Origin of the sequence: Dysosmobacter welbionis, assembly GCF_005121165.3 — a bacterium.
In the GTDB taxonomy this organism is placed as follows: Bacteria; Bacillota; Clostridia; order Oscillospirales; family Oscillospiraceae; genus Oscillibacter; species Oscillibacter welbionis.
The window spans coordinates 1,641,203-1,664,909 of record NZ_CP034413.3; the positions used below are offsets into that span (position 1 = coordinate 1,641,203).

The following is a 23,707-nucleotide window of genomic DNA, read 5'->3' on the forward strand; positions in this document are numbered from 1 at the left end:
AAGCAGTACAGGTGCGGATGCTGGAGCAGCTCTGGAATGCCGGCTTCACCGTAGCGGCTCATCTGCTGAACAAGTGCTGGCGGGACAGCATGGGCGTGCTTCCGGATGACGAACAGGCGGAGCTGTGGTTCCGCCGTGCCGCTGAAGCTGGTCATGACTTCTCCCAGTACGCCCTTGGTAAACTGCTGCAAAGTCAAAAGCGAATGGATGAGGCGGTGTCTCGGTATGAAAAAGCGGCGGCACAGGACAATTCCTACGCCGACTGCTGGCTGGGAAAGCTGTACTTCGAAGGAAAAGCGGTCTCAAAGGATGTACCCGGGGCGGTGGACCACCTCACCGCCTCCGCCGAACAGGGCAACCAGTTCGCCCAGTATGCTCTGGGCAGGCTGTATCTCGACGGACGGGAGGTTCCGCGGGACCCGGATCAATCCTGGGACTGGTTCTCTGCGATGGCGGAACAGGGAAACAAGTACGCCCAGTTCTTCCTGGCGCACTTCAATGACACACAGTCCTCATATGCTTCTGGCCGCCACCAAGCTGCTTCACCACCTGGGGCAGATATTCCAGGACAACTCCGTGCCGCCTGCCGCACCGGCGGGACATGGTGTGGACCGAAAGCTGCTCCGAAAGATCAGGGCGAAGAAGATCGTCATGGGCCACAAGCCGGGTGACCATGAAGATCTCGAGCTAACACAAGGCGGCATGGGAGGTATGACAGGATATTGATAGGACCGGAGGATGGTATCAAAATGTGATACCATTGAACTGCACCCCCAGAGATAGACAAAAGTGATAAAATAAAAAAAGGGGGGTAAATATGCCAAAAGGAGTGCCAAATCGTAAGCGTAAAACAGCGGGAAGCATCAACAAAAGGGCGGCCGCATGGCCGCCTTTTTGCTGAATAGGATTCGCAGGATTAAGAGAGGATCACTTCTTGCGAAAGAAAATCATGTACCACATCCAAAAGGTGCTCAGGGGGAAGTTGGAGACGAGAATCTTTTTTAACGAGCAAGGCCACAGCGTTTTTGCCGTGGGATAGGGGGAGAAACCACAGAAATTGTGGCCCAGCCATCTGGAAAATGACCTTGTACTAGAATGCCATAGGAGGAAGTGCGGGATGGATGTATCTCGTGGAAAAAATATTTGTAAAGAACATTTGGTGAACATTTGGTTCTTTGGGGATAGTTTCATTACGCTCAAGACCATTCAAAGGGGTGTCTTGCTTACGTATGGTCTGGCGCTTTAAATATTCCGCAAGCCGTATAATGAAATTTTTGGGTGTAGGACGTTCAACCGGAAGATGGTTGCTATAGACTTGCCGCAGGATCTTTTTGTTTCCAGTCTCCCAAATGTTAGTTGTTGTACGTGCTAAGGACCTGGATACAGTTTTTGCTTTCTTTCCAGTCTGTTGCTCGAAAGAATCCGATGTCTTACCCAGATGCAAGGCTTCTGTCCCACCGGTCATGACCAGAGAGACAACACCCAGCAGATCGCTGCTACCTACCGAACCGACGTTTCCTTCAATTTCAAAAATCAGGTCTTGTGTGTCCTCCATAGAAAATACCTCCGGTAAAAAATTTGACGTTAAATCTGTAGTTCGCAAATTCGCCGTTTTGAGACAAAAAGAGACACCAGAAAATTCAGAAACCTAAAAGGAAAAAGAGCCTGCGTATCAGCAGACTCTTTAGCGTACAGTCATATTTTCACAGGGATATCCCAACTGCTTTGCGGGGCGTTCTCCGGCAATAATTTCTCTGCCAAATTCTTTTCCTCTGCCGCGAGTTTCGGAGCATCTCTCAGAAGCCAGGTCAGATACTGGTATGGGGAGAGAGGATTCTCCTTGGCAGTCTCAATCATGCTATAAACAATTGCACTGCTCTGAGCCCCGCCTTCCGTATTTGCAAACAGCTAGTTCTTCCGGCTCATTACAAAGGGTTTCACACTGCGTTCCGCACGGTTATTGAAGATCTCCAGCTGCCCATCCCCCAGAAACCGGATCAGGTATGGCCACTGTTCCCGCAGATAGTACAGTGCCTTGCCCAGCGCGGACTTCGGCACAGCGGCGCTCTTCGTTTCAGCCCATGTCAATAAAGCGTCCATCACCGGCTTGGACCGGGCCAGACGCTGTTCACACCGTTCTTCCGGCGGCAGCCCTGCCAATTCCTGCTCAATCCCGAAGAGGCATTATCCAGCCCCTCCGGTGCCGCACAACCTGCGCGTTGGTCCTTCGGCAGGGCATCCACCGCCTCATCGAATTTTCGCCGCAGGTACGCCCAGCAACCAACCACCCGGATGTTTTTAGGCAACCGGTGGTAACCGGAGTAGCCATCTGCATGGAGCCACCCGGAGAAACTCTCCAGAAAGGCAGCCGCGTTCTCCGCCTTCCGGGTAGGCCGGTACTCATACAGCACAACGGGGGACTTCGCGTCCCCACTGGTGCGGTACAGCCACATATAGCACTTGCTCCGGGCTGCCCGGCCCTCCAGTTTCAGCACCTGCAGCGTGGTTTCATCCGCGTGGAGCACCTGTCGTTGGAGGAGCCGCCTGTGCAGTTCCTCATATACCGGTTTCAGCCAGTCCTCCGCCACCCGCAGCACCCAGTTGCTCATGGTCTGCCGGCTCAACTGCACGCCTGCCCGGTTCCACTCCTGTTCCTGCCGGTACAACGGTGCGTACATCACAAATTTCTGCACCATGATATGGGCGACCGCCTCCGCCGAGGCATAGCTGCCGGGAGTCAGGGCAGGGAGCCTTTCCGCCTTGCGGATCGGCGTCTCTGTCCCTTCCTCCTTGCATTTGGGGCAGGCGTAGGTGAAATAAATGTTTTCCCGGATCATCACCTGGGCCGGGATCATCACCAATGTGCGCCGGACGTCCCTTCCAATCTCCATCTTGGCTGTGCCGCACACAGGGCAGTCTGGTTCCTTCTCTGGAATCCGGTGTTCCACCACCTCAACCGGTACATTGTCCGGCAGGACCTCCTCCGGCCTGGAAGAACGCCGGGTATGGGCGGCCACCTCCGTCTCTTTGGCTCTCCGCCTGGACAACCAGGCTTCCGTCTCGTCAAACATGAGGCTCAACTGGGGCCTATCAGTTCTTCTTCCAGCCGCTCCGAGGACACTCCGTAGAGTTTCTTCCTGTTCAGGCGCACTTGCTCCAGAAGCCAGTCCAATTTCTGGTTCAGCTCGTCTCTTTCCGCTTTCAGAGACGCATATTCCGCCCGTGAAATGGTTACCATCTCCGGGGTGCTTGTCCCATGATTTCTTTCATTTTTCATGGGTAAATTATACTATATTTGAACTGGAAAGTCCAGTATTTCCAGGGTTTTCAGCTATTCTACCGCCTAAATGATACGCAGGCCGTCCACCGGACGGTGGGCCTTTAGCTGCTCCACCTTCAGCCCCTCCATCAGCCAGCGGTATTGCTGCGGCGTCAATTGCCGTACCTCGTTTTCCGTTCGCGGCCATTGGTATGCACCCTGTTCCAACCGCTTATACAACAGGATAAATCCATCCCGCTCCCAATAGAGGCCCTTGATGCGGTCCCGCTGTCTGCCGCTCAGGCAACGGCGAGAGCTCTACAAAGGCTGCCGGTGGCTGCGGTGCTGAAACTGCGGGCACAAGTTCTGTGGCTGCCGATGAAAGGATTTCCTTTTCCCGGCGGTAGTACGTCTTTGCCGAAATATTGTGTTCCGCACACCATCCCCTTACGCTCATGCCGCTGCTGCGGCAGTCTATGACCTGTGTCTTCCATTGTTCCAGCTTTGCCTGCCGTTTCAATTCACACGCGCCCATCTTCCCCGCCACCTTCTAAAATGAGAATTCTCGAGAAGTCTTTAGACTTCTCGAGAATTAGTATCTCATATCCTCTTCAACTTTTTAATCCGCCCCCAGCTTTGACGCTTACGCCAAATCGAAGATACAGTGCGGAATTCAAAGTAAAGGTAATCGAAATCATGCGGGCGGAAGGCCTGAACCACAGTGAAGCAGGCCGGCGGTTTGGGATTGAGTCTCATACACTGCTTCAGATATGGGAGTGGATTTACTTGGCGGAAGGGCCGGAAGGTTTCTCTGTTGAACGACGAGGGCACAGCGGATCGGGCCGTCCTCTGAAACGGGTAAGCCAGGACCGTGAGAAAGAGTTGCTGGCTCAAGTACAGCGATTAGAGGCAGAAAATCGATACCTAAAAAATTGCGGGCCTCGGTTTTGGAAGACGAGCAGCGCCAGCGCAAAAAGCGCGGGTGATTCAAGAACTGAGGCCAGAAATCCCTTTGAAGATGCTGCTGTCCGTTGCTCACCTGTCAAGGCCCACATTTTATGATGAGATAAAGCGGATGAAGAAGGGGAACAAGTGCGCATCCGTAAAAAGAGAAATCCAAGCAATTTTTAAAGAACACCGGGGCAGATACGGTTACAGGCGAATCACAGCGGAGCTGGAAAACAGGAAGATTCATTGTAATCACAAGGTAGTCTCCAGACTGATGAAGGAGCTTGGGTTGGTGTGCCGAGTTCGGATGAAGAAATATCGTTCTTACAAGGGCGAGATGGGACAAATTGCGCCAAATCTGTTGGAGAGAAACTTTGAGGCAGAACAGCCAAACGAAAAAATGGTAACAGACGTCACAGAATTTCATCTTTTCGGGCAAAAACTCTACTTATCCATCCTGCTTGATCTGTAAGCCGGGACATTGTAAGCTACACGATTTCAGATCGTCCGGACCTAAAGATGGTGACCTCCATGCTGGAGAAAGCGTTTCATAAAATTCCGGATGGGACAAATCTGATTCTTCACTCGGACCAAGGCTGGCATTACCAGCATAGAAAGTATCGGGACATGCTGAAAGGCAAGGACATTCGGCAAAGCATGAGCCGAAAGGGGAATTGCCTGGATAATGCTGTCGTGGAAAATTTCTTTGGGCTCCTCAAATCGGAGCTGCTTTATCTGCAAAAGTTTGCATCCATAGAGCAGTTTAAAACAGAACTGGTCTCCTATCTTGAATACTACAACAACCGAAGAATCAAATTGAGCCCGGGCGGTCTGCCTCCAGCCGTTCATAGATGTAAAACCCTTGGCGCTGCTTGAGTCAGTCGTAGTTGTCCAATATTTTGGGTGCAGTTCAACTTTTGAAAAAAGGAAATTGTAAAGTCTTTGATAACTCCGATCAAATAGCGTGGCTATTTTATAGAAGTTGCAGTATGTTGTGTTGCTGATAGGAGGCGATCGATATGTCAAAGAAACGAGCCAACGGCGAGGGGAACATCCGCAAACGCAAGAACGGCCGCTGGGAGGGACGATACACTGCCGGGTACGATCCAAAGACCGGCAAACGCATCAACAAAAATGTGTTGGGTAAGACGCAGGCGGAGGTTCGGGAAAAACCGAAAACAGCCATGGCGGAGTGTCAGGGGCTGGACGTCAGCAGAGAAGCCGATGAACACACAGTAGCCACCTGGCTGAAAATGTGGTATGAACTCTATGCCAAGCCCAACGTCCGCACAGCCACCGCCAACCGCTACCAGCTCATCATCGATACCTACACCGTCCCCGCATCGGGAATATCAAATTGAAGAAGATGACCACCCGGCATCTGCAGAAGCTCTACAAGGAGTTATTAGAAAACGGTAGAATCCATGTTGGAAAGAACCAGAGCAAAGGGCTCAGCACCACCACGGTCCGCAGCGTCCACCTGATGCTCCACGCCGCTCTGGACCGGGCAGTAAAAGAACGGCTCATTCCCCGAAACCCCTGCGAGAACTGCATCGTCCCAAAGCCCCGAAAACTGGACATGAAAGTCTTATCTCCAGAGCAGATGGGGGGCTATTTTGGAAGCCGCACAGCGGCGAGATCTGCTCTCTATGTTTTATCTGGAACTGGTCAGCGGATTGCGGAAGGGAGAACTGGTGGCCCTGCGGTGGGACGACCTGGATGTCCAAAGCAAAACTATCTCGGTAAGCAGACAGTATGTCCGAAACCCGGATGGAAGTCTGGAGCTCACAAGGCCCAAAACCGAAAACTCAGTACGTCTGGTGTCTATCCCACAGGCAGCGGTGGACCTGCTGCTCCAGGAGCATGACCACCATCCGGATAATCCATACATGTTCCCCTCTCCATTAGCCGGAGAGATGTATCACCCGGACAGCGTGGTAAACCTCCACAAAAAGATCCTGAAGGACGCCGGATTGGAACATCTCAGATTCCACGATCTCCGGCACACCTTCGCCACCACAGCTCTCCAGAATGGCGTGGACGTGAAAACAGTGTCCTCCATGCTAGGGCACTTTGACGCCGGTTTCACCCTCCGCACCTACACCCACGCAACAAGGCAAAAGCAGGATGAGGCAACCCAGACCATGGGCAGCTTCATGGAACAGGTCATGTAAGACAGAGAGAAAAATGCCGGACGGGAAGGCAAATCTTCCCGTCCGGCACTCTTGTGTCCGTTATTTCCTTTCCGCGTGTGGGTCACGGTGTGGGTCAACCCGCTGCCCCACATTTTGACCCACACGAAAAAGTCCACATTCGCAACAAAAAAACACCTGAAATCCGAAGATTTCAGGTATTTGTTGGAGCTGCTGGGCGGATTCGAACCGCCGACCTCATCCTTACCAAGGATGCGCTCTACCTACTGAGCTACAGCAGCATAAAATGGCGACCCGGAACGGGCTCGAACCGTCGACCTCTAGCGTGACAGGCTAGCGTTCTAACCAACTGAACTACCGGGCCATTTTGTAGGCTCGTCCTATTATAAGCAAATACATCCTGCCTTCTAAAGATTCCAATGGCAGGAGCAGAAGAATTCGAACCCTCGGCATGCGGTTTTGGGATGGCTACAAAGAGCAACGTTCCTCTACTGCCCCAAACACTTACCAATCCATAGCAGTTCGCTCTTCACAATTCTGACGTTTTCTTGATGCTGTCATCCTTTGGGACAACGCATCCGCCGCACAGAACAATAAGGATTATACTTTACGCCGCAGCTTTTGTCAATCCTTTTTTTGATTTTTGAGACATTTTTTTAATGTCTCCATTATCCAGCAGACAGACAGCTGCCTTGAGGCACCTTTGCAGCAGGTGTGTTTTGTCGCTTCACAATTCTACTGATTTTGGAGTCCCAAGGGAAGCTGTGTTTTCGCCGTTTCCCTTTTTCTTTTGCCAACAAAAATTTTACACTAACCAGACCAAATCTCTGAAATTTCCAGCGCCAAGGATGACCGTAGCGCACAGACATGGAAAAAGCCGCCCCTCAAAAACCAAGGCGCATAAAACAATGGAAAGCCCTTTCCTCGGGGAACTTCAAACCTATGAGAAAGAGCCATACTGGCGCCCTCGATGGATGCCTCCTTCCGGAGATGGCCGATAGCCTGCTGATCTGCATGGAAAGTATGGTGAACCAAGGCCAGCGTCTACAAAGAGGCCACCTGGGTCAAGAAGCTGAAAAACACGCTGAATATCCAGTTCCACCAGTCCATTGCAGAGCACTTCTCCTGGGCTGGTCTGGAAAATTCTGAAATACCGGGAGAGCTACAGCCATATGAATCACGCTTTGGACAAGAGGGATGCCACCAGCGCGGATATCCTGCTAGATATTATTGTGAAGCTCTGGAGTTGCTGCAGTCCATTTTCTTTTCACCCGCACCTCGGCCGCAAGAGAAAACACCGCCAGGAACGGTGTTTTTTCTGTCACTCTTCAAATTGAAAAAACGCTCTGCCATCATGTCAGAGAACGGCAGGTCCCCCGCTGGACCAGGCTGGGCATCAAAATCTGGTGCACATAACCCTGGGTCCCCTTTTCGATCTTGTCCAGCAGCATATCCACCGCCTGGACGGCCATTTCCTTTTTCGGCTGCTCAATGGTGGTAAGGTCGATGCGCGGCAGCGCAGTGGAGGGGATGTTGTCAAATCCGATGAGGGACAGATCCCCCGGGATGCGGATATGGAGCTCGTCAGCCGCCTTCAGGATGCCCAGTGCGTTGGAGTCCGTAGAGGCAAAGATCGCTGTATAGTCGATGGGCTTTGCAAACAGCTCCTTGACCATCTGATATCCATTCTCGATGGAGGACCGGGCAAAGTCGCTGTGATGGAGCCTGGGTTCCAGCCCGAATTGCCGGCAGGCCCGCAGATAGCCCTCCGCCCGGAGCTGATGGGTAGTGGAGTTCCGGCAACCGAAGTACAGGATCTCCCGGTGTCCCAGTCCGTAGAGATACTCCACCCCCAGATAGGCGCCTCGGCTGTTGTCCACAGATACGTAGCTCTGGGGCTGATCCCGCAGATTCTCGCTGAGAAACACCGCAGGGATCTGCTCCAGCAGCGGGGCGATCTTCTCATAGGTGGCCGGGGACTGGGGGACGATCAAAATCCCGTCCACCCGGCGGCCCAGCAGCAGTTTGACCACCATCTCCTCCTGTTTCAAATCCGGCTCTGAGTTGCACAGCATAATGTTGTAGCCCCTGGCCCGGGCGCTCATCTCCACATAATAGGCCAGCTGGGACATGAACTCATTTTCAATGGCCGGCACCACCAGTCCCAGCAGATACGTCTTTTTCATCACCATGGAGCGGGCCACGTAGTTCCCCGTGTACCCCATCTCGTCGCACAGGCGGACAATCCGCTCCCGCGTGCTCTTTCCGATCTGGTTACTCCCCGACAGAGCCCGGGATACCGTTGCATAAGAGACACCGGCGGCCTTGGCCACATCCTTCAGTGTCACGTTCTTCATGATCTCTGTCCTTTCCATCGGTCCATGCCTGAGCCGGTTCCATTGCGTAAACGTTTTCATTTTGACGCCGTTAAAATCAAACAAATCGTCAATTTCACTTTTCTTATTGAACAGCATATAGAATTATATCAAACTTGTCAATATCTCCGAAAAAATTATCATTATAGTGATTTCTCCAAATCTGCCGAAGATTCTTTGGCGGGCGCCGACTTGACAAATGACAGACGGATATCCTAAAATAAAATCAAGAAAACCGCAAACGTTTACATTCTTCAGCTGTCCGTTTACAGAAGCTCTCCTGCCCACTGTGAATGGCGGCCTGAAACATAGGGGAGGTCTTTTGATGTCTGTATCCAATCACGGCGGTGCCCAGCTGGCAGAGGCCGTCCGGCATGCCTATGCCGCAGGGCAGGACGACTATCATCTGGAGCCCATGGTGCTGACTGAGCGCGGCGTTCCCGTCGGCCGCATCCGGGATCACGACGCGGTGGTGTTCTGCTGCCGCCGGGGTGAGCGGGAGATCGAGCTGACGGAACTGTTCACGGCGGACGACTTCCGGGCCGTGGAGCGCCGGAAGCTGAAGGATCTGTACTTCGCTATCCTGACACTGTATCACGACAAGTTCAAGCATCTGCCCGTCGCCTTTGCGCCGGAACACGTGGTAAAACCTTTGGCCCAGGTCCTCTCCGAGGCCGGAAAAACCCAGTTCCACTGCGCGGAGTCCGAGAAGTTCGCCCATGTGACCTTTTTCTTCAACGGCGGGGAAAACACCTCCTTCCCCGGTGAAGAGGATGTGTGCGTCCCCTCTCCCAAAGGCATCGACTTTGACCAGAAGCCGGAGCTCTCCCTGCCGGAGGTGGCCCGGACTGTGGCGGGCGCCCTGGGGAAATACGACTTCATCGTCACCAACTTCGCCAACGGTGATGTCATCGGCCACACCCAGAACACCGCCGCCAAGCTGGATGCCTGCGGTTACGTCAGCCGGGCCCTGGAGCAGGTGGTGGATGCTGCCCTGGCCCAGGACTACGTGGTGGCCATCACTGCGGACCACGGCAATATCGAAAAGCTGTACACCGTTGCCGGGAAGCCGGACGGCTCCCACACCACCAATCTGGTGCCCTTTATTCTGATAGACTCCCGTCAGGAGGACCCCATCTCCCTGCGGGACGGTGCCCTCTGCGACGTGGCTCCCACAATATTAGACGTCATGGGCCTTCCTCAGCCCCTGGAGATGACCGGCCGCTCCCTGGCGGAGGGACACGCCTGGAGCCGGGGGCGGAGGATGCTCCTCATCATCTGCGACGGCTGGGGCCTGGGCGCCGGCGATGAGGGCGACGCCATCCACCTGGCCCACACCCCCTACTGGGACGCCCTTTTGGAAAATCGCTCCTGGTGCCGCCTGCAGGCCTCCCGTGAATTTGTGGGCCTGGGGGCCGGCAAGGCCGGCAACTCCGAGGCCGGACACTCCAATCTGGGGGCCGGCCGGTGCGTCATGCAGGACGACGTGCGGCTGGACGCGGCGGTGCAGGACGGCTCCTTCGCCCGCAATCCGGTCTTTCTGGAGGCCATCGAGCATGCCAGACGGAACCATGCCTCCCTGCATCTGCTGGCCTACCTCACCCATAAGTCCTCCCACGGGTGCATCGACTATCCCCTGGCCATCTGTGAGATGGCCAAGAAGCAGGGCCTGGAGGAGGTCTACTTCCACATCATCTTCGACGGCCGCTCCACCGAACCCGGCTCCGCCCCGCGCTGCTGGCGGAGCTGGACAGCCGCCTGGACCAGATCGGGCTGGGGCGGATCGTGGACGGCGTTGGCCGGGGCGTGGTCCTGGACCGGGACAAGAATTACGACAAGGTAAAGCGGGCATACGATGCCCTGACAGACGGCCTGGGCGCCTGGTATTCATGAGCGCCGACGCTCGGCCCGCGCGGGATGCGCTCCTCATTCCGCGCGGGCCCTGTATTTGTGATACAGCCGCCAAGGGCGTGCTGCGAGATTGTCTGCACATTGGAAAAGAGGTGCGCTATGAAAACCGTGTTGGGCTATCTGCGCCCCCATGCCGGGCGGGTCGCCGCCGGTGCCGCCATCAAATTCACCGCAGCGGTCCTGGAGCTGATCCTCCCCCTCCTGCTGGCAGAAGTCATCGACGAGCTGGTGCCCGCCGGCGACACTGCCGCCATCTGGCGGACCGGCGGCTGGATGTCGCTGCTGGCTCTTGGGGCGGTGGGCTGCAATATTACCGCCAACCGGATGGCCGCCTGGGTCTCCATGGAGATGACCCGGGTACTGCGCCAGGATCTCTACCGCCGGATCCAGGGACTCTCCTGCACCCAGGCAGACCAATTCTCACCCTCCTCCCTGGTGTCCCGCCTCACCAATGACACCTACAATGTCCACCAGATGTTTGACAAGGTCCAGCGGGGCGGCATCCGGGCCCCCATGCTGGTGTTGGGCGGATTGATACTGACCTTTCTGCTGGAGCCCTCTCTGGCGCTGGTGCAGCTGGCGGTGAGCCTTCTCACCTTTCTCACCATTACGCTGGTGACCCGGCGGGGGATCCCCCACTACACCAGAGCTCAGGCGGCTGTGGACACGGTGGTGCGCATCCTACGGGAGAACGCCGCCGGGGTGCGGGTGGTAAAGGCCCTCGCCTGTCAGGTCAGGGAGCGGGATCGCTTTGACACAGCCAACCAGGCCCAGCGGCAGGCAGAGGCGCAGGCCGGGCAGGTCATGGCGCTGGCAAACCCCATAACCGATCTGCTGCTGAACGCCGGGCTCATCCTGGTAGTCCTGGTGGGGGCCCTGCGGGTCAACGCGGGACTGATGCCCCCGGGGCAGATCGTCGCCTTTATGACCTACTTCACTCTGATCCAAAGCGCCACACTGGGGCTTTCCAAGGTGTTCGTGAAGGTCAGCAAGGGCGCCGCATCCGCCCGCCGGATCCAGGAGGTCCTGCTGGCCCCGGAGCAGCAGCGGCAAACAGCTCCCCTGCCTGCTGGCGGCGGTTTTCTGGGCATGGACCGCGTCACATTCTCCTATCAGGGTGCCAAGCCGGATGTGGAGGAGGCGTCCTTCCTCCTGCGCCAAGGCGGGATGCTGGGAATCCTGGGGCCCACCGGCAGCGGCAAGAGCACACTGACCGCCCTGCTGCTGCGGCTGTATGACGCAGACCGGGGCGTGGTCTGGGTGGGCGGCATGGATGTAAAAGCCCAGGATCGCCGGGCACTCCAGAGCCGCTTCGGCGTGGTCTTTCAAAGCGACGACCTGATCCGCGGCACCGTCTATGAAAACATCTCCTTCCTGCGAAATCTCCCACGGCCAGCGGTGGGAGCCGCCGCCCGGACGGCCCAGGCGTGGCCCTTTATCTCCCAGCTGCCTCAGGGTCTGGACACCCCGCTGGACCTGGGCGGCGCCAACCTCTCCGGCGGCCAGCGCCAGCGGCTGCTGATCGCCCGGGCCCTGGCGGACCGGCCGGAGATCCTGATACTGGACAATGCCGACAGCGCCCTGGATTACTCCACAGCCGCCGCGCTGCGGCAGGCGCTGCGGCGGGATTTCCCCTGCACTACCCTGGTGATAATCTCCGAGCGGGTGTCCGCCGTGCGTGAAGCGGACTGCATTCTGGTCCTGGAAAACGGCCGCATCGACGCCCAGGGCTGCCATGACGCGCTGATGGCCTCCTGCCGGCGCTATCAGCGCATGGCCAAGCTCCAGATGGGAGGTGATGTCGGATGAAACGACATCTGTTTCGCCGGATGGGCCGGTTCCTGCGGCCCCAGGCGCCGTCCCTAGCAGGGGCTGCGGCGCTGGCCGCTCTGTCCGGTCTGCTGGCGCTGCTGGTGCCTCTCGTGGCGGGCTGGGCGGTGGAGGCCATCGGGACTGGGCCGGGGGCTGCGGACCTGACCGCGGTGCTGCGGTACTGTGCCGCAGGTCTCGGAGCCGCTGTCCTGTCCGCTGTTTGCAGCTACGGCGCCTCCGCCGCCCTGGTGCGGGTGGGGCAGACCGTATCCTACACATTGCGGAAGGCAGCTTTTCAGCAAATCACTCAGCTACCGGTCCGGTATTTTGACACCCACCCGGCGGGGGATCTGATCAGCCGGGTCTGCTATGATGTGGACACGGTCAACGCCGCCCTGTCCACTGATCTGCTCCAGATCGGCACCAGCCTGCTGACGGTCATTGGCTCCTTTGTGATGCTGCTGATGCTCTCCCCCCTGCTCTCCGGCGTGTTTTTCCTGACCGTGCCGCTCTCCGTCCTGCTGACGCGGCTCCAGATGAAGCATATCCATCCCCTGTTCCGCCGCCGCTCCCAGGAGCTGGGGGCCTTGAATAGCTTTGCGGAGGAGCGGGTCAGCTGCCAGCGGGCCATTCGGGTCTACGGCGTCGAGGCGGCAGATCTTCGGCAGTTCGCCGAGAAAAACGACGCCGCCTCCGAGACGTACTACAAGGCCGACTGCGCCAGCACGGCCCTGGGGCCCTCCGTCAACTTCATCAACAACCTCTCCCTGGCGGCGGTCAGTGTCTTTGGTGCCCTGCTGTACTTAGGCGGCGGACTGTCCCTGGGGGCGCTGTCCTCCTTTGTGCTGTACTCCCGCAAATTCTCCGGTCCTATCCGGGAGACGGCGGAACTCCTCAGCGACCTGCAGGCCTCCGTGGCCGCGGCGGAGCGGGTTCTGGATCTGCTGGACCAGCCGGCAGAGGATGGCGACTTGCCGGGCGCCCGGGAGCCATGCAAGCTCTCCGGCGCCATCTCCTTCCGCCATGTGGACTTCGGCTATGACCCCGCCCACCCGGTGCTGCGGGACTTCAGCGCGGACATCCCCGCCGGCAGCATGGTGGCCGTGGTGGGGCCCACCGGGGCCGGCAAGACCACCCTGGTCTCCCTCCTGCTGCGATTCTATACACCCCAGAGCGGCACGATCACCATTGACGGACTGCCCCTCCAGCAGTACACCCGGGACGGCCTCCGGCGTCGCTTGGCCATCGTCTTGCAGGACGGCTGGCTGTGCGGCGGCACCATCGCGGAAAACATCGCCTACGGCGTGCCGGGCGCTACCCGCGCCCAGATCGAGGCCGCCGCCAAGGCAGCCTGTATCCATTCCTTTCTCTCCTCCCTGCCGGATGGATATGATACCGCACTCACTGACAGCGGCGCCGGCCTCTCCAAGGGCCAGCGGCAGCTGCTGGCCCTTGCCCGCTGCTTCCTCTCCAATGCGGACATCGTGATCTTGGACGAGGCCACCTCGGACGTGGACCCGGAGACCGAGGAGCAGATCAGCGCCGCCCTGGAGCGGCTGCGGAGGGGGCGCACCTGTTTCCTCATCGCCCACCGTCTGGCCACAGTGCGCACGGCGGACCGCATCCTGGTACTGCAGGACGGCCGGATCGCCGAGCAGGGCACTCACCAGCAGCTGCTGGATGCCGGCGGCATCTATCGGGTCCTATACGATGCCCAGTTCTCCTGACAGCCCCCGGATTTCATGACAACACGGAGAGGCGCCCCGGCCATTCAGCCGGGGCGCCTCTCCGCAAGAAAGAGAAAAAAGTAAAGTGAGCAAATTAAATGAGTGGTTATGCGCCGGGGGCGGGGGCCAGCTCTGGATTGATCTGGTCCAGCCAAGTCACCAGGTCCATCAGTGTTCCGATAACCTTGTCCGGCTGTGCCGCATCCGCGGCCACGTGCACATCCTTCTGCTCCGACAGGAAGGAACGGATCTGCACGGCCTTGGCAAAGCCCACCTGCTTGGGGCCGATGATGTCCCTGGAGACCGTGTCGCCCACATAGACGCACATTTCCGGCTTTGCCTGCATTTGCCGCAGGGCGATCCGGAAGATCTCCGGATGGGGTTTGCGATAACCGGTGACGCTGGAGACCGTTACATCCTCCATAAAGCCGCGGATGCCGTAGTCCTCCAGCACGCGGAACACATTGTACAGCGAGGCGTTGTTGGAGATAACGCCCAGGTGGTAGCCCCGGCTCTTCAGGGCCTGCAGCATCTCTGCCGCGCCGTCGCGGAGCTCCCGGTGGTAGAAGGTGACCTCCCACAGGTTGGCCAGCTCCTCGGTGATGGGCAGCAGCTTTTCCCGGTCAAAGGCAAAGTCCCGAAGATACCAGTCCGGCCAAATCTCCTCCGGCTTTTTCTCCAGCATATTCCCCTCGCTCCACTGCTTATAGGCCTTTACGCCGTCCGTGATCCGCTTCCAGAACACATCGTCCGGGCAGCCGGGCTCCAGGCCGTTGGCCCGCAGGACCTCCAGCAGCCTGCGGCAGGTCGCCCGCTGGGTGTCCTCGTTGTACCAAATATCCTCCAGAGTTCCGCCCATATCAAATAAAACGGTTGTCAGCATCAGGAATCCTCATCCTTTCCGTGTGTATTCCGCCGGCGGTGGCAGCCGGCATCCTCTCCGTCCTCAAACAACAGCATGGCATCCTCCTGGGGAGACCGCCGGGGCCGCTCTTCAGCAGCCGGGGCAGCAGGATGCGCTTTGGGGGCGGCATCAGCCTTGGTCCCGGCCGCCTCCCGCATCTCCTCCTGCAGAGTCTTCTGCACAGGCAGAGGATGGGTCTTTCTCAGCTTGAGATAGACCGGCCAAGCCACCGCGTTTCCGATCAGGGCCGGTGCCACACCATACAGGGTAATCAGCTGCACCATGGTTGCCCGCTGGTCTGTATCCAGCATCCAGGCTGCGAAGTAGAACATCACCAGAACCACCGCCAGCCCCACAAACCCGAACAGCGCCACCCGCTTGTCCCGCAGAAGGAACAGCAGGCTGCCGATTGCCGTCCCCGCCAATGCGATGATCAGCGTGTGCACGGCGTTGGTGGCTGCAGTGCTGGGCAGCGTAAGCTGCCGGTACAGCGGCTCTGCCAGCAGGGTATACAGAACCCCGTAGATGCAGAGGTCCAGCAGGGTGGCGAAAAAGCCTGCAATGGCAATGGGGCTCTTCCGCCGGTGATTCTTGTCAATGAATAGATTCATGCGCATATCTCCTTATCTGAGAGGGCCGGAATGGAGAGCCGGCGGACGGATTCCCGTCCGCCGGCCGTGTGAAGCAGCCAGGATCGCCGAAGTGCTGTTATCCGAGCATCTGCCAGAAGTCACGGACGGTCATGAACTCCGTGTAGATGGAATTGGGATCGAACGGGGAAACGTTCATCTCCTCATAGGGGACAGAGCCCTCAGCGGGTTCAATGTCGTCCCGGACAGGCCAGCCGCCCAGGGTGTTGAAGGGCTCGTAGCCGCTGGTATCGCCATCAATGCCGCCCATCATGAAGCGGATCAGCAGTTTGGCGGCAGCGGGATGCTCACAGCCTTCCACCACGTACAGGGTGTTGATGGCGGGTATGCCGGTGGTGGGATACAGGTTCACGGGAGCCAGGACCCAGCCGTTATCCTCGTTCTTGCGCAGCTTGGAGGAGGCGCAGAAACCAATGGGGGGATCGGACTGGCCGGGGGTGCCGACAGCCTCGGCAACCTCGTCAGAAGCGGAGGTGAAGATCGGCTCATTCTCACGCAGGCGCTTCAGGAACTCGTAGCCGGCGTTGGCGCAGCCCTCAGAGAGCACCAGCTCCTCGCCATACAGTTCCTCATAGGCGGCAGCCAGCTGATCCGGGGTATCACCCACGCAGAAGCCGGTAATCCAGGAGCCCCAGCCCACATTGTTCAGGGGATCCTGCATCAGGATCTTGCCCTTCCATTGGGGCTCGGTCACCTGCCAGATGTTGGTGACAGGGGAACCGTCAGGATAAGCCTCAGCATTGTAGAACAGCTGGGTCAGCTCAATGTACAGAGGGGTTTGCGTCTCTGTCAGGCTGGGATCAATATGGGCGAGGATGTCGGCAGGCTGATATATGTAAAAAATCTTGTTTTGCACATACTCATTGTACAGGGAGCCGTCCTCGTCCTTGATATGGACCACATCCGCCACATACTGGCCGGCCTCGTGCTCACGGGTGACCTTGTCCAGCAGGTCGTTGGTAGAGATATCAAAGGGCGTGCAGGTGATTTCGGGGTACTTGTCCATGAAGGCCTCCGCCACCTTGGTGCAGCGGGAGGAGATGGAGTACAGGGTGACCTCGCCGCCCTCGGCGATGGCCTGCTCATAGAGCTCCTCATCCGTCTCGTCCGTGGCGGTGATGTTGGCGGTTTCCTCCCAGGAGGTGGCGCCGGCATCCTCCGCCTCATCATCCGTGCCGCCGCAGCCGGTCACAGTAAACAGCATGACAGCAGCCAACAGGGCGCTCAATAGTTTCTTGTGCTTCAACATGGTTCTTTTCCTCCTTTAATCATTCTTCCTCAAATCGCTCTCTTTTATCGCAACGGCTGACGCCGCAGGATACTCCGGGATCGCTCGGATGATGGAAACGCGCATTAGCGGGAGTACTTGATCAGGCGTTTGGTAGAGGCGTCGAACACATTGACCTTCTTGGGCGGGTAGGAGAGATAGACCGTCTCATCGCCGGCGTAATGGGTGGAGCCCAGCTCCTTTACAGTAATCAGCTTCTCACCGACCCGGACGGAGACCAGGGTCTCGGAACCGGCGGGCATTCCGGCGTATACACGGGCCTCCACCTGCGCGGCGTCGGTCTTCTCACGGGAAATGGTGATCTGCTCCGGGCGGATGCCCAGAACCAGCTTCAGGTCGCCGGAGGCGGGCGCTTCAGGCGTCATGTCCTCCCGGGAGAACTCCAGGCGGCCCATGACACCGTCAACCGACAGCCCGGACGCGCCGGCGGTGCCCGAGGCCTCCACGAAGTTGATGCTGGGGTTGCCGATGAAGTCCGCCGTATAGAGATCGCAGGGGTTGTCGTACAGCTCCAGAGGCTTATCCACCTGGACCAGCTCGCCCTCACGGAACAGGGCGATCTTGGTGGACATGGTCAGCGCCTCCACCTGGTCGTGGGTGACGTAGATGATGGTGCTGCCGGTGTCGTGGTGCAGGCGCTTCAGCTCGGACCGCATATCCACGCGGAGCTTGGCGTCCAGGTTGGACAGGGGCTCGTCAAGCAGGAGCAGCCGGGGCTCTGACACGATGGCGCGGGCGATGGCCACACGCTGCTGCTGGCCGCCGGAGAGCTCGGTGGGATACCGCTTGGCGTACTGGCCGATCTGCATCCGTTCCAGGGCGCTGGCAACCATTTTTTCGATCTCCGCGGAGGGGATCTTTTTGATCTTCAGGCCGAAGGACACGTTCTCAAAGACAGTCATGTGGGGCCACAGCGCGTAGGACTGGAACACCAGGTTCAGGTTCCGCTGGGACGGGGGCGCGTAGTACGCCTCCGCCGCGTTGACGATCTCCTTGCCGTCCATGTAGATGAAGCCGTTCTGGGGCTTTTCCAGGCCGGACACCACCCGCAGCGTTGTGGTCTTGCCGCAGCCGGAGGGGCCCAGCAGCGTCATGAAGTCGCCGTCCTCGATGGTCAGGTTCAGATCTTTCAGAACGTGGTTCTTGCCATAGAATTTATCGATATGTTTTAATTCAATCTTGCTCATGTTCGTCGTCTCCTCTCAGTTCTCTGTCCGCGTCAGCCGGCCATGCTCTTGGCCAGGTCCGCCTTGCCGGAGAGATTCGCTATCGCATACACCAGGAACACAATAGAGAACATCACAATCGCCACGCAGTCAGATGCCTGCGGCGAGTTGCCGTTCTGGTACCGGAACGCCAGGTACGGCAGCGTGGAGGTGGTGGGGGTCATGATCAGGATGATCAGATCCAGCTCCTTCATGATGGAAACGAAGATCAGCATGAAGCCGGAGATGAAGCCGCCTTTGGACAGGGGGAACACAATCTTCACGAACCGGCGGAAGAATCCGGCGCCCTCGATGGTGGCCGCCTCTTCCAGCTCACCGCTGATCTGCAGCATGTTGGAGGTGCCGGCCCGCGCCGCGAAGGGCAGATGCTTCACCACGGACACCAGCGTCAGCAGAGCGAAGGTGCCGTACAGGGCGGGCACCAGGGTCACGCCGAAGATCTGCTGGGGCTGGGAGAACATGGACAGATAGATGCCGCCGAACGCCACGGACGGGATCAGATAGGGGATGAACACCAGCTGTTCCACCAGCTTGCCGTGGAGCCTGCCGCGGCCCTTGGCGGTGATGTAGCCAAGCAGCTGGCCGAAGATGGTGCCGAACACGCCGTTCACGAGAGTCAGGCGCAGGGAGTTGAACAGGGAGTTGATGAACTCGTCATTCTTGAAGATGCCCGGCAGCCCCTCCATAATCTGGGGATTGGATTCGCCAATCCAGTAGTGGAGGGTAAAGTTGTCCAGGGAGTAGATACCTTCCTTGAGCATGAAGCTCTCCATGACCAAGATGACGATTGGCATGATGATGCCCACTGCGAAGAACACGAACAGCGCCGCAGTGATAACCGGCCTGCCTACCTTCCCAAGGCCGATCAGGGTGGATCGGCCGCCCTTGCCGCCGATGGTGGCGTAGGACTTGCGGGAGCCGATCAGCTTCTGGTTGACGAACACGGCGATGGAGGCAATAATAATCATCAGGATCGCCATGGCAAATCCGGTCTGCGTATCCCGGGAGTTGATATTCATGTACAGCTGGCTGGACAGGGTGTAGTACTGCACCGGAGAGCCCAGATAGTTGATGGTTCCGAAGGTGCCGATGGCCTTGGAGAAAGTCAGGATCACGGCCGACAGGATGGCCGGCAGCACCAAAGGCAGAGTGATCTTCCGCAGGATCATGGCCTTGCCCGCGCCCTGGATCTCACCCATCTCCTCCAGCTCGGAGTTGATGGAGTTCAGTGCTGAGGATACCAGCAGGTATGTATAGGCGTAATAATGAAGGGTCAGCACGATGATGATGGCGACAGGGCCATAGGCCAGCCACTCCGGCACATCCAGCCCCAGGGAGGCCATGAAGCCGGGCGCGCCGCCCAACCTCGCTGTCTTGAACATGGACAGCCACGCCTGGGATTTGCACCAGGAGGGGATCATGTAGGGGATAATCACCGCCAGGGAGAAAAACTTCTTGAAGGGCAGATCCGACCGGACCATCAGCCAGGCCAGAATGGAACCCAGCAGGATGGCGCACACGGACACGCAGACGCCGATGACCAGGGAGTTGATCAACGGCTTGATCAGCATGGTCCAGGACAGCTCACTGGCCAGCAGCCGCTGCCAGTAGTACAGGGTAAAGTCGCCGGCCTTGCCGCCGCCCACAGCCCGGATGTCCCGCTGGGCCAGCTCAAAGGTGGTGGCGATCATGTCCAGCAGCGGCAGGACGATCAGATAGACCAGCAGAACGACGGCGATCAGTACGATGATGTTGTAGGGATTTGTCACCACTGCCTTGATCTGATTCTTCAGCCGCCGGCTTTTTGAATACGTTTGCTCTTGCGGTTTCATCTTCCTCTTGCACCCTCTCTCCTCAGTTCCTCTTGTTGTTTGTGTTAAATATCGCAAACGTTTTCGTTTCTATGCGATTTCAAATTTAACATTCGTTCATACTTTTGTCAAGAACTATACCGCATATTTAATAAAGTATCCAATAAAATTATTCTAATTTTGGTTATTTCGTTGTCTTGCAAAATTCAAATCCGAACGGCTCACACAAACGTTTTCCGGGATTTGAAAAAAATGATGCGTTCACTTCAGCGGCGGCAGCAACTCCAGCAATTCCGGGAACGTATCGATCACTGCATCCGGCCGCGTCTCCTCCGTGAACTCCACAGGATGCTTCTTCTCCGGAGACCGGAAGATGATGTTGCAGCCGATTCCCGCAGCCTTGGCCCCTGGAATATCTCGCTTGATGTTGTCCGCCACGGAGACGCAGTCTGCCAGATCCACCCCCAGTTCCCGGGCTGCAATGTGGTAAATCTCCGCGCCAGGCTTGCGCAGATGGCACACGGAGGAGAGCACCACACTGCCAAAATACGGGGCCAGCCGATCCTCCTCCAGCCAGTCGGGCACCTCGTGCTCGCCAATCAGGTTGGACACAATGCCCAGCTTGTATCCCCGCTCGTGCAAGGTTCGGATCACTTCTGCCCCGCCGTCCACCACCACACGCCGGCCTTTGGACTGGCGGTACTCAAAGGACAGCTCATGGCAGACCTGGGCAATGCGCTTCTGGTCATAGTCCGGCAGCAGCCACCGGCACCAGAGCTCCCGGTCGCCAGCCTCCTTGTTCTCTCCCAGGGCCCAGCGGCGATAGGACTCGTAGCGGTCTTCTACCAACTGATAGAAGTCCTCCACCTGCAGCGGTGCCCCCGCCAGCTCCGTCATCTTCCTGCGGGCATGGCGCATATAGGGCTCATCCTCCAGCGCAATCCGAAGGGTGCCGCCCAAGTCGAACAGGACGGCCCTGTACCTTTTTTCGTTCATCCTTCCTCCTTATCCGCAGACAGGCAGATGCTCTCTGGATCCGCTGCCCACTCGTCTTATGCACCGAATGCAAACGTTTTCGATTTTCTGTCTTTATTCTATGGTAGATTACTTTTCTCTGTCAAGGGGAGGAACCGCCAAAGACACTCCCCTGTTTTTGCCATTTTGACCAAAAGTCCAGAAATCGCAGTTTTATATTGACTTTTCTGACAAAACTCTATATATTTCAATGCAGAAGTGTACTTCTCTTTCTTGCGGGCGGAGTTGCGTCGCAGAATCGAAAACGTTTGCATTTTCGAGGACTTTTTGGTGGAAAAACCGGCTTTTGTCTGCCCTGTTCCAAGGCGCTGCCCCCCTCCCGCAGTTTGAGCGTGACAGTCTGAATCATGGAAAGAAGGCATTTTATGGACGGATACCTGTTTGACCCCCACACTCACACGGCGGAAACCAGCAAGTGCGGCCACCTGCCGGCGGCGGAGGTGGTGGACCGCTATGTGCGCCATGGCTTCTCCGGACTGGTTGTGACGGACCATCTCCACCCGGAGTACCTCTCCCGGATTGACACAGACCACGATTGGAATAAGGTCATAGACCACTATCTCTCCGGCTACCGCGCCTCCAAACAGCGGGGCGACGAGGTGGGCTTCCAAGTGCTGCTCGGCGCGGAACTGCGATTTCCCGAAAATGACAACGACTACCTGGTGTACGGCATTGATGAGGCGTGGCTGCGATCCAACCCCTACGTTTGCTGCATGAGCGCCCGGGAGTTCTTCCAGAAATTCCATGACCAGGTGCTTATTATCCACGCCCACCCCTATCGGGACGGCAACACTACGGTGTTTGAGGACGCGATTCACGGTACGGAGATCATCAACGGCAATCCCCGGCACGACAACTACAATGACCGGGCTCTAGAGCTGGCCCGCCGCCATCCAGAATACTACCGCCTGGCGGGATCCGACACCCATCAGAGTGGGGACGAGGCCCGGGCCGGCGTGATCCTGCCAGAGAGGCCCGCCGACTCCTTTGCCTACAAGACCTTGATTGGGCAGCACCGTTTCCACCTCTGGAGCCCGGAGTTCCAGTCCTTTGTGGACACGGATGAGGAAATGCGGAAGGAGAAACAGAAATGAGCCAGTTTGACTCTCTGATCATCGGCGAGGTGGCACAGGACACCAATGTGGACTATGACGGCACCACCGTCCATGCCGTGGGCGGCGCCGTGTACTACTCCGGCTTCGCCGCCGCCAACACCGGCCACAAGACCGCGGTGCTCCCCAAGGCGGACACGGCCCAGGTGGACCTGGCCGCCGCCTTCGCCCCAGCCCCAAATGTGACCGTCTATCCCCTGCACAGCAGGACCTCCTTTGTCACAAAAAACGTCTACCACACCCCGGACCGGGAGCGGCGCACCTCCACCGTGGACAGCGTCATCGAACCATACCGCACCGAGGAGGTGCCGGATATCGATGCGGCGATCTGGCATCTGGCGGGCCTGGCAGCGGGCGACATTCCCAACGAGATGATCCCCTTTGCCGCCCGGCACGCCATGGTGGCCATCGACGTGCAAACCATGCTGCGCTGGGTGGAGAACGGCGGCATGGTCTATCACGACTGGGCAGAGAAAAAGGAGCTGCTGCCGTATGTCCGATTTCTCAAGACCGACGCGGCGGAGGCGGAGATTCTGACAGGTCTCACCGACCGGGCTGAGGCCGCCAGACAGCTTTACCAGTGGGGCGCCAAGGAGATTCTCATCACCCATAACACGGAGGTGCTGGTCTACGATGGTCGGGAGATCTACACATGCCCCATCCGGGCCAGAAACCTCTCCGGCCGGACCGGGCGGGGCGACACCACCTTTGCCGGCTACATCAATGAGCGGCTGACTGCTGACATCCCCACCGCCCTCCGCTTCGCCACCGCCTTAGTGTCCCTGAAGATGGAGACCCCCGGCCCCTTCACCGGCACCCGGGCGGATGTAGATGCCTATCTGAAGGAATTCTACTGAGCGCCATTTCCGTATCCATCTCCCGAAATCACCAAGACGGCTGCCAACCCGGCAGCCGTCTTTTCAGCTCTGCTCCGAAGAAGGAGCAACCAACTTCTGCAAATGTGACTATCTTCACCCCAGATGATACCATGAAGTTCAAAGCCGAGGCTCTCCGCACCTGGGGAAACAGGACACGCATCTACCAGAATGCGGGATGTGCCTCTCAACGAGGCCTCGGTGGACGCCATCCTGGATCTGAGAGCGGAGTGGTACTTCGTAGAAGACGCGTCGATCATCGCTGACGAGCACGAAGGCTATACCCGAACGGTACTACCGCATCCTGAAGGCGGCTGAGCTGAAGCAGCGGGGGCTCCATACTCTGCTTCGCCGCCAATCTGGTTAACAGCATCAAACAACCGGATGGGACGCTCGGCTCCCTTTCCCCCCGGCAGGTGGCCGTCCTCCTTAGACAATCCGCCTCGGAGATTACGGAGCTCTACTATGTGAAAAAGGACGCCTCCGCTTGACAGGGATCACGACAGGATTCGATCTCTGAGGTATGCGAAAAAAGAACTCCCCTGGCCAGCAGGCAACTGGCCAGGGGAGCAAAATTTTAAAGCTAAAATGATGCTGTAGCAGACAGAAACAAGACTTTCA

Annotated in this window: 20 protein-coding genes, 2 tRNA genes and 3 pseudogenes; 9 read left to right on the plus strand and 16 right to left on the minus strand. The window is 57.8% G+C overall.

The features are described from left to right. Positions 1–17 precede the first annotated feature (17 nt). Entirely contained in the window at positions 18–671 is a 654-nt protein-coding gene (locus tag EIO64_RS08915) for a tetratricopeptide repeat protein (RefSeq protein WP_249390866.1), read from the plus strand. Between the two features lie 419 nt (positions 672–1,090). On the opposite strand, the gene EIO64_RS08920 is transcribed toward EIO64_RS08915, so the two are convergent. The 7 genes and pseudogenes from EIO64_RS08920 to tnpA form a co-directional block, all read right to left on the minus strand. Beyond that, on the minus strand, positions 1,091–1,555 hold the full coding sequence (locus EIO64_RS08920) for a sporulation initiation factor Spo0A C-terminal domain-containing protein (RefSeq protein WP_119311745.1): 465 nt from the start codon (positions 1,553–1,555) through the stop codon (positions 1,091–1,093). A gap of 140 nt (positions 1,556–1,695) precedes the next feature. Further along, a complete protein-coding gene (locus EIO64_RS08925) occupies positions 1,696–1,857 on the minus strand; it encodes a transposase domain-containing protein (protein ID WP_021751533.1) in 162 nt (53 codons plus the stop codon). A gap of 51 nt (positions 1,858–1,908) precedes the next feature. After that, complete coding sequence (locus EIO64_RS18795) at positions 1,909–2,160, minus strand: IS66 family transposase (RefSeq protein WP_256264667.1); 252 nt, start codon at positions 2,158–2,160, stop codon at positions 1,909–1,911. Further along, positions 2,100–3,071 carry an IS66 family transposase gene (tnpC, locus tag EIO64_RS08930; RefSeq protein ID WP_256264668.1) on the minus strand — a complete coding sequence of 324 codons (972 nt, stop codon included), beginning with the start codon at positions 3,069–3,071 and terminating at the stop codon, positions 2,100–2,102. The genes EIO64_RS18795 and tnpC overlap by 61 nt, the downstream gene beginning before the upstream one ends. 5 nt (positions 3,072–3,076) lie before the next feature. After that, positions 3,077–3,277, minus strand: coding sequence for a hypothetical protein (locus EIO64_RS08935; protein ID WP_021751530.1), 201 nt, complete (start codon positions 3,275–3,277; stop codon positions 3,077–3,079). A 162-nt stretch (positions 3,278–3,439) separates the two neighbouring features. Next, a pseudogene (locus EIO64_RS19350) lies at positions 3,440–3,499 on the minus strand (hypothetical protein); the annotation flags it as partial. After that, positions 3,492–3,794: an IS66 family insertion sequence element accessory protein TnpA gene (tnpA, locus tag EIO64_RS19210; RefSeq protein WP_394802918.1), complete on the minus strand. Its 303-nt coding sequence runs from the start codon at positions 3,792–3,794 to the stop codon at positions 3,492–3,494. The pseudogene EIO64_RS19350 and the gene tnpA, both read right to left, overlap by 8 nt. A gap of 483 nt (positions 3,795–4,277) precedes the next feature. On the opposite strand from tnpA, the gene EIO64_RS08950 reads away from it, so the two are divergent. From EIO64_RS08950 to EIO64_RS19355, 3 genes and pseudogenes are all read left to right on the plus strand, one after another. Then, on the plus strand, positions 4,278–4,679 hold the full coding sequence (locus tag EIO64_RS08950; RefSeq protein WP_249390903.1) for an IS3 family transposase: 402 nt from the start codon (positions 4,278–4,280) through the stop codon (positions 4,677–4,679). A 47-nt stretch (positions 4,680–4,726) separates the two neighbouring features. Further along, positions 4,727–5,083 (plus strand): IS3 family transposase, encoded by a 357-nt coding sequence (locus EIO64_RS08955; RefSeq protein ID WP_249390868.1) that lies wholly within the window; start codon positions 4,727–4,729, stop codon positions 5,081–5,083. A gap of 143 nt (positions 5,084–5,226) precedes the next feature. After that, positions 5,227–6,381: pseudogene (locus EIO64_RS19355) on the plus strand (tyrosine-type recombinase/integrase). A gap of 184 nt (positions 6,382–6,565) precedes the next feature. On the opposite strand, the gene EIO64_RS08970 reads toward EIO64_RS19355, so the two are convergent. From EIO64_RS08970 to EIO64_RS08980, 3 genes are all read right to left on the minus strand, one after another. Further along, positions 6,566–6,641: transfer RNA gene (locus EIO64_RS08970), tRNA-Thr, on the minus strand. A gap of 6 nt (positions 6,642–6,647) precedes the next feature. Next, positions 6,648–6,724: transfer RNA gene (locus tag EIO64_RS08975), tRNA-Asp, on the minus strand. Between the two features lie 988 nt (positions 6,725–7,712). Further along, positions 7,713–8,717, minus strand: a complete 1,005-nt coding sequence (locus tag EIO64_RS08980) for a LacI family DNA-binding transcriptional regulator (RefSeq protein WP_025543572.1) — start codon at positions 8,715–8,717, stop codon at positions 7,713–7,715. Between the two features lie 343 nt (positions 8,718–9,060). On the opposite strand from EIO64_RS08980, the pseudogene EIO64_RS08985 reads away from it, so the two are divergent. The 3 genes and pseudogenes from EIO64_RS08985 (at position 9,061) to EIO64_RS08995 (ending at position 14,185) form a co-directional block, all read left to right on the plus strand. Beyond that, positions 9,061–10,628 (plus strand): annotated as a pseudogene (locus tag EIO64_RS08985) (sulfatase-like hydrolase/transferase). 117 nt (positions 10,629–10,745) lie between these two features. Beyond that, positions 10,746–12,455 (plus strand): ABC transporter ATP-binding protein, encoded by a 1,710-nt coding sequence (locus EIO64_RS08990; protein ID WP_136891236.1) that lies wholly within the window; start codon positions 10,746–10,748, stop codon positions 12,453–12,455. Then, on the plus strand, positions 12,452–14,185 hold the full coding sequence (locus tag EIO64_RS08995; protein ID WP_136891237.1) for an ABC transporter ATP-binding protein: 1,734 nt from the start codon (positions 12,452–12,454) through the stop codon (positions 14,183–14,185). Before EIO64_RS08990 ends, EIO64_RS08995 begins: the two co-directional genes overlap by 4 nt. Before the next feature lie 106 nt (positions 14,186–14,291). Here the strand turns inward: EIO64_RS08995 and EIO64_RS09000 are convergent, their stop codons facing one another. The 6 genes from EIO64_RS09000 to EIO64_RS09025 form a co-directional block, all read right to left on the minus strand. Then, on the minus strand, positions 14,292–15,068 hold the full coding sequence (locus EIO64_RS09000) for an HAD family hydrolase (RefSeq protein ID WP_021749949.1): 777 nt from the start codon (positions 15,066–15,068) through the stop codon (positions 14,292–14,294). Next, a complete protein-coding gene (locus EIO64_RS09005) occupies positions 15,068–15,700 on the minus strand; it encodes a hypothetical protein (RefSeq protein WP_025545008.1) in 633 nt (210 codons plus the stop codon). Before EIO64_RS09005 ends, EIO64_RS09000 begins: the two co-directional genes overlap by 1 nt. A gap of 97 nt (positions 15,701–15,797) precedes the next feature. Continuing rightward, positions 15,798–16,988 (minus strand): ABC transporter substrate-binding protein, encoded by a 1,191-nt coding sequence (locus EIO64_RS09010; RefSeq protein WP_119311752.1) that lies wholly within the window; start codon positions 16,986–16,988, stop codon positions 15,798–15,800. A 104-nt stretch (positions 16,989–17,092) separates the two neighbouring features. Continuing rightward, positions 17,093–18,214 (minus strand): ABC transporter ATP-binding protein, encoded by a 1,122-nt coding sequence (locus EIO64_RS09015; RefSeq protein ID WP_119311753.1) that lies wholly within the window; start codon positions 18,212–18,214, stop codon positions 17,093–17,095. 32 nt (positions 18,215–18,246) lie between these two features. After that, positions 18,247–20,085 (minus strand): ABC transporter permease, encoded by a 1,839-nt coding sequence (locus EIO64_RS09020; protein ID WP_021749953.1) that lies wholly within the window; start codon positions 20,083–20,085, stop codon positions 18,247–18,249. A 240-nt stretch (positions 20,086–20,325) separates the two neighbouring features. After that, complete coding sequence (locus tag EIO64_RS09025) at positions 20,326–21,060, minus strand: HAD family hydrolase (RefSeq protein ID WP_025545005.1); 735 nt, start codon at positions 21,058–21,060, stop codon at positions 20,326–20,328. A gap of 404 nt (positions 21,061–21,464) precedes the next feature. On the opposite strand from EIO64_RS09025, the gene EIO64_RS09030 reads away from it, so the two are divergent. Together EIO64_RS09030 and EIO64_RS09035 are read left to right on the plus strand one after the other, a co-directional pair. After that, a complete protein-coding gene (locus EIO64_RS09030) occupies positions 21,465–22,193 on the plus strand; it encodes a PHP domain-containing protein (protein ID WP_119311754.1) in 729 nt (242 codons plus the stop codon). Beyond that, a complete protein-coding gene (locus tag EIO64_RS09035; RefSeq protein WP_021749957.1) occupies positions 22,190–23,068 on the plus strand; it encodes a PfkB family carbohydrate kinase in 879 nt (292 codons plus the stop codon). Before EIO64_RS09030 ends, EIO64_RS09035 begins: the two co-directional genes overlap by 4 nt. Positions 23,069–23,707 lie beyond the last annotated feature (639 nt).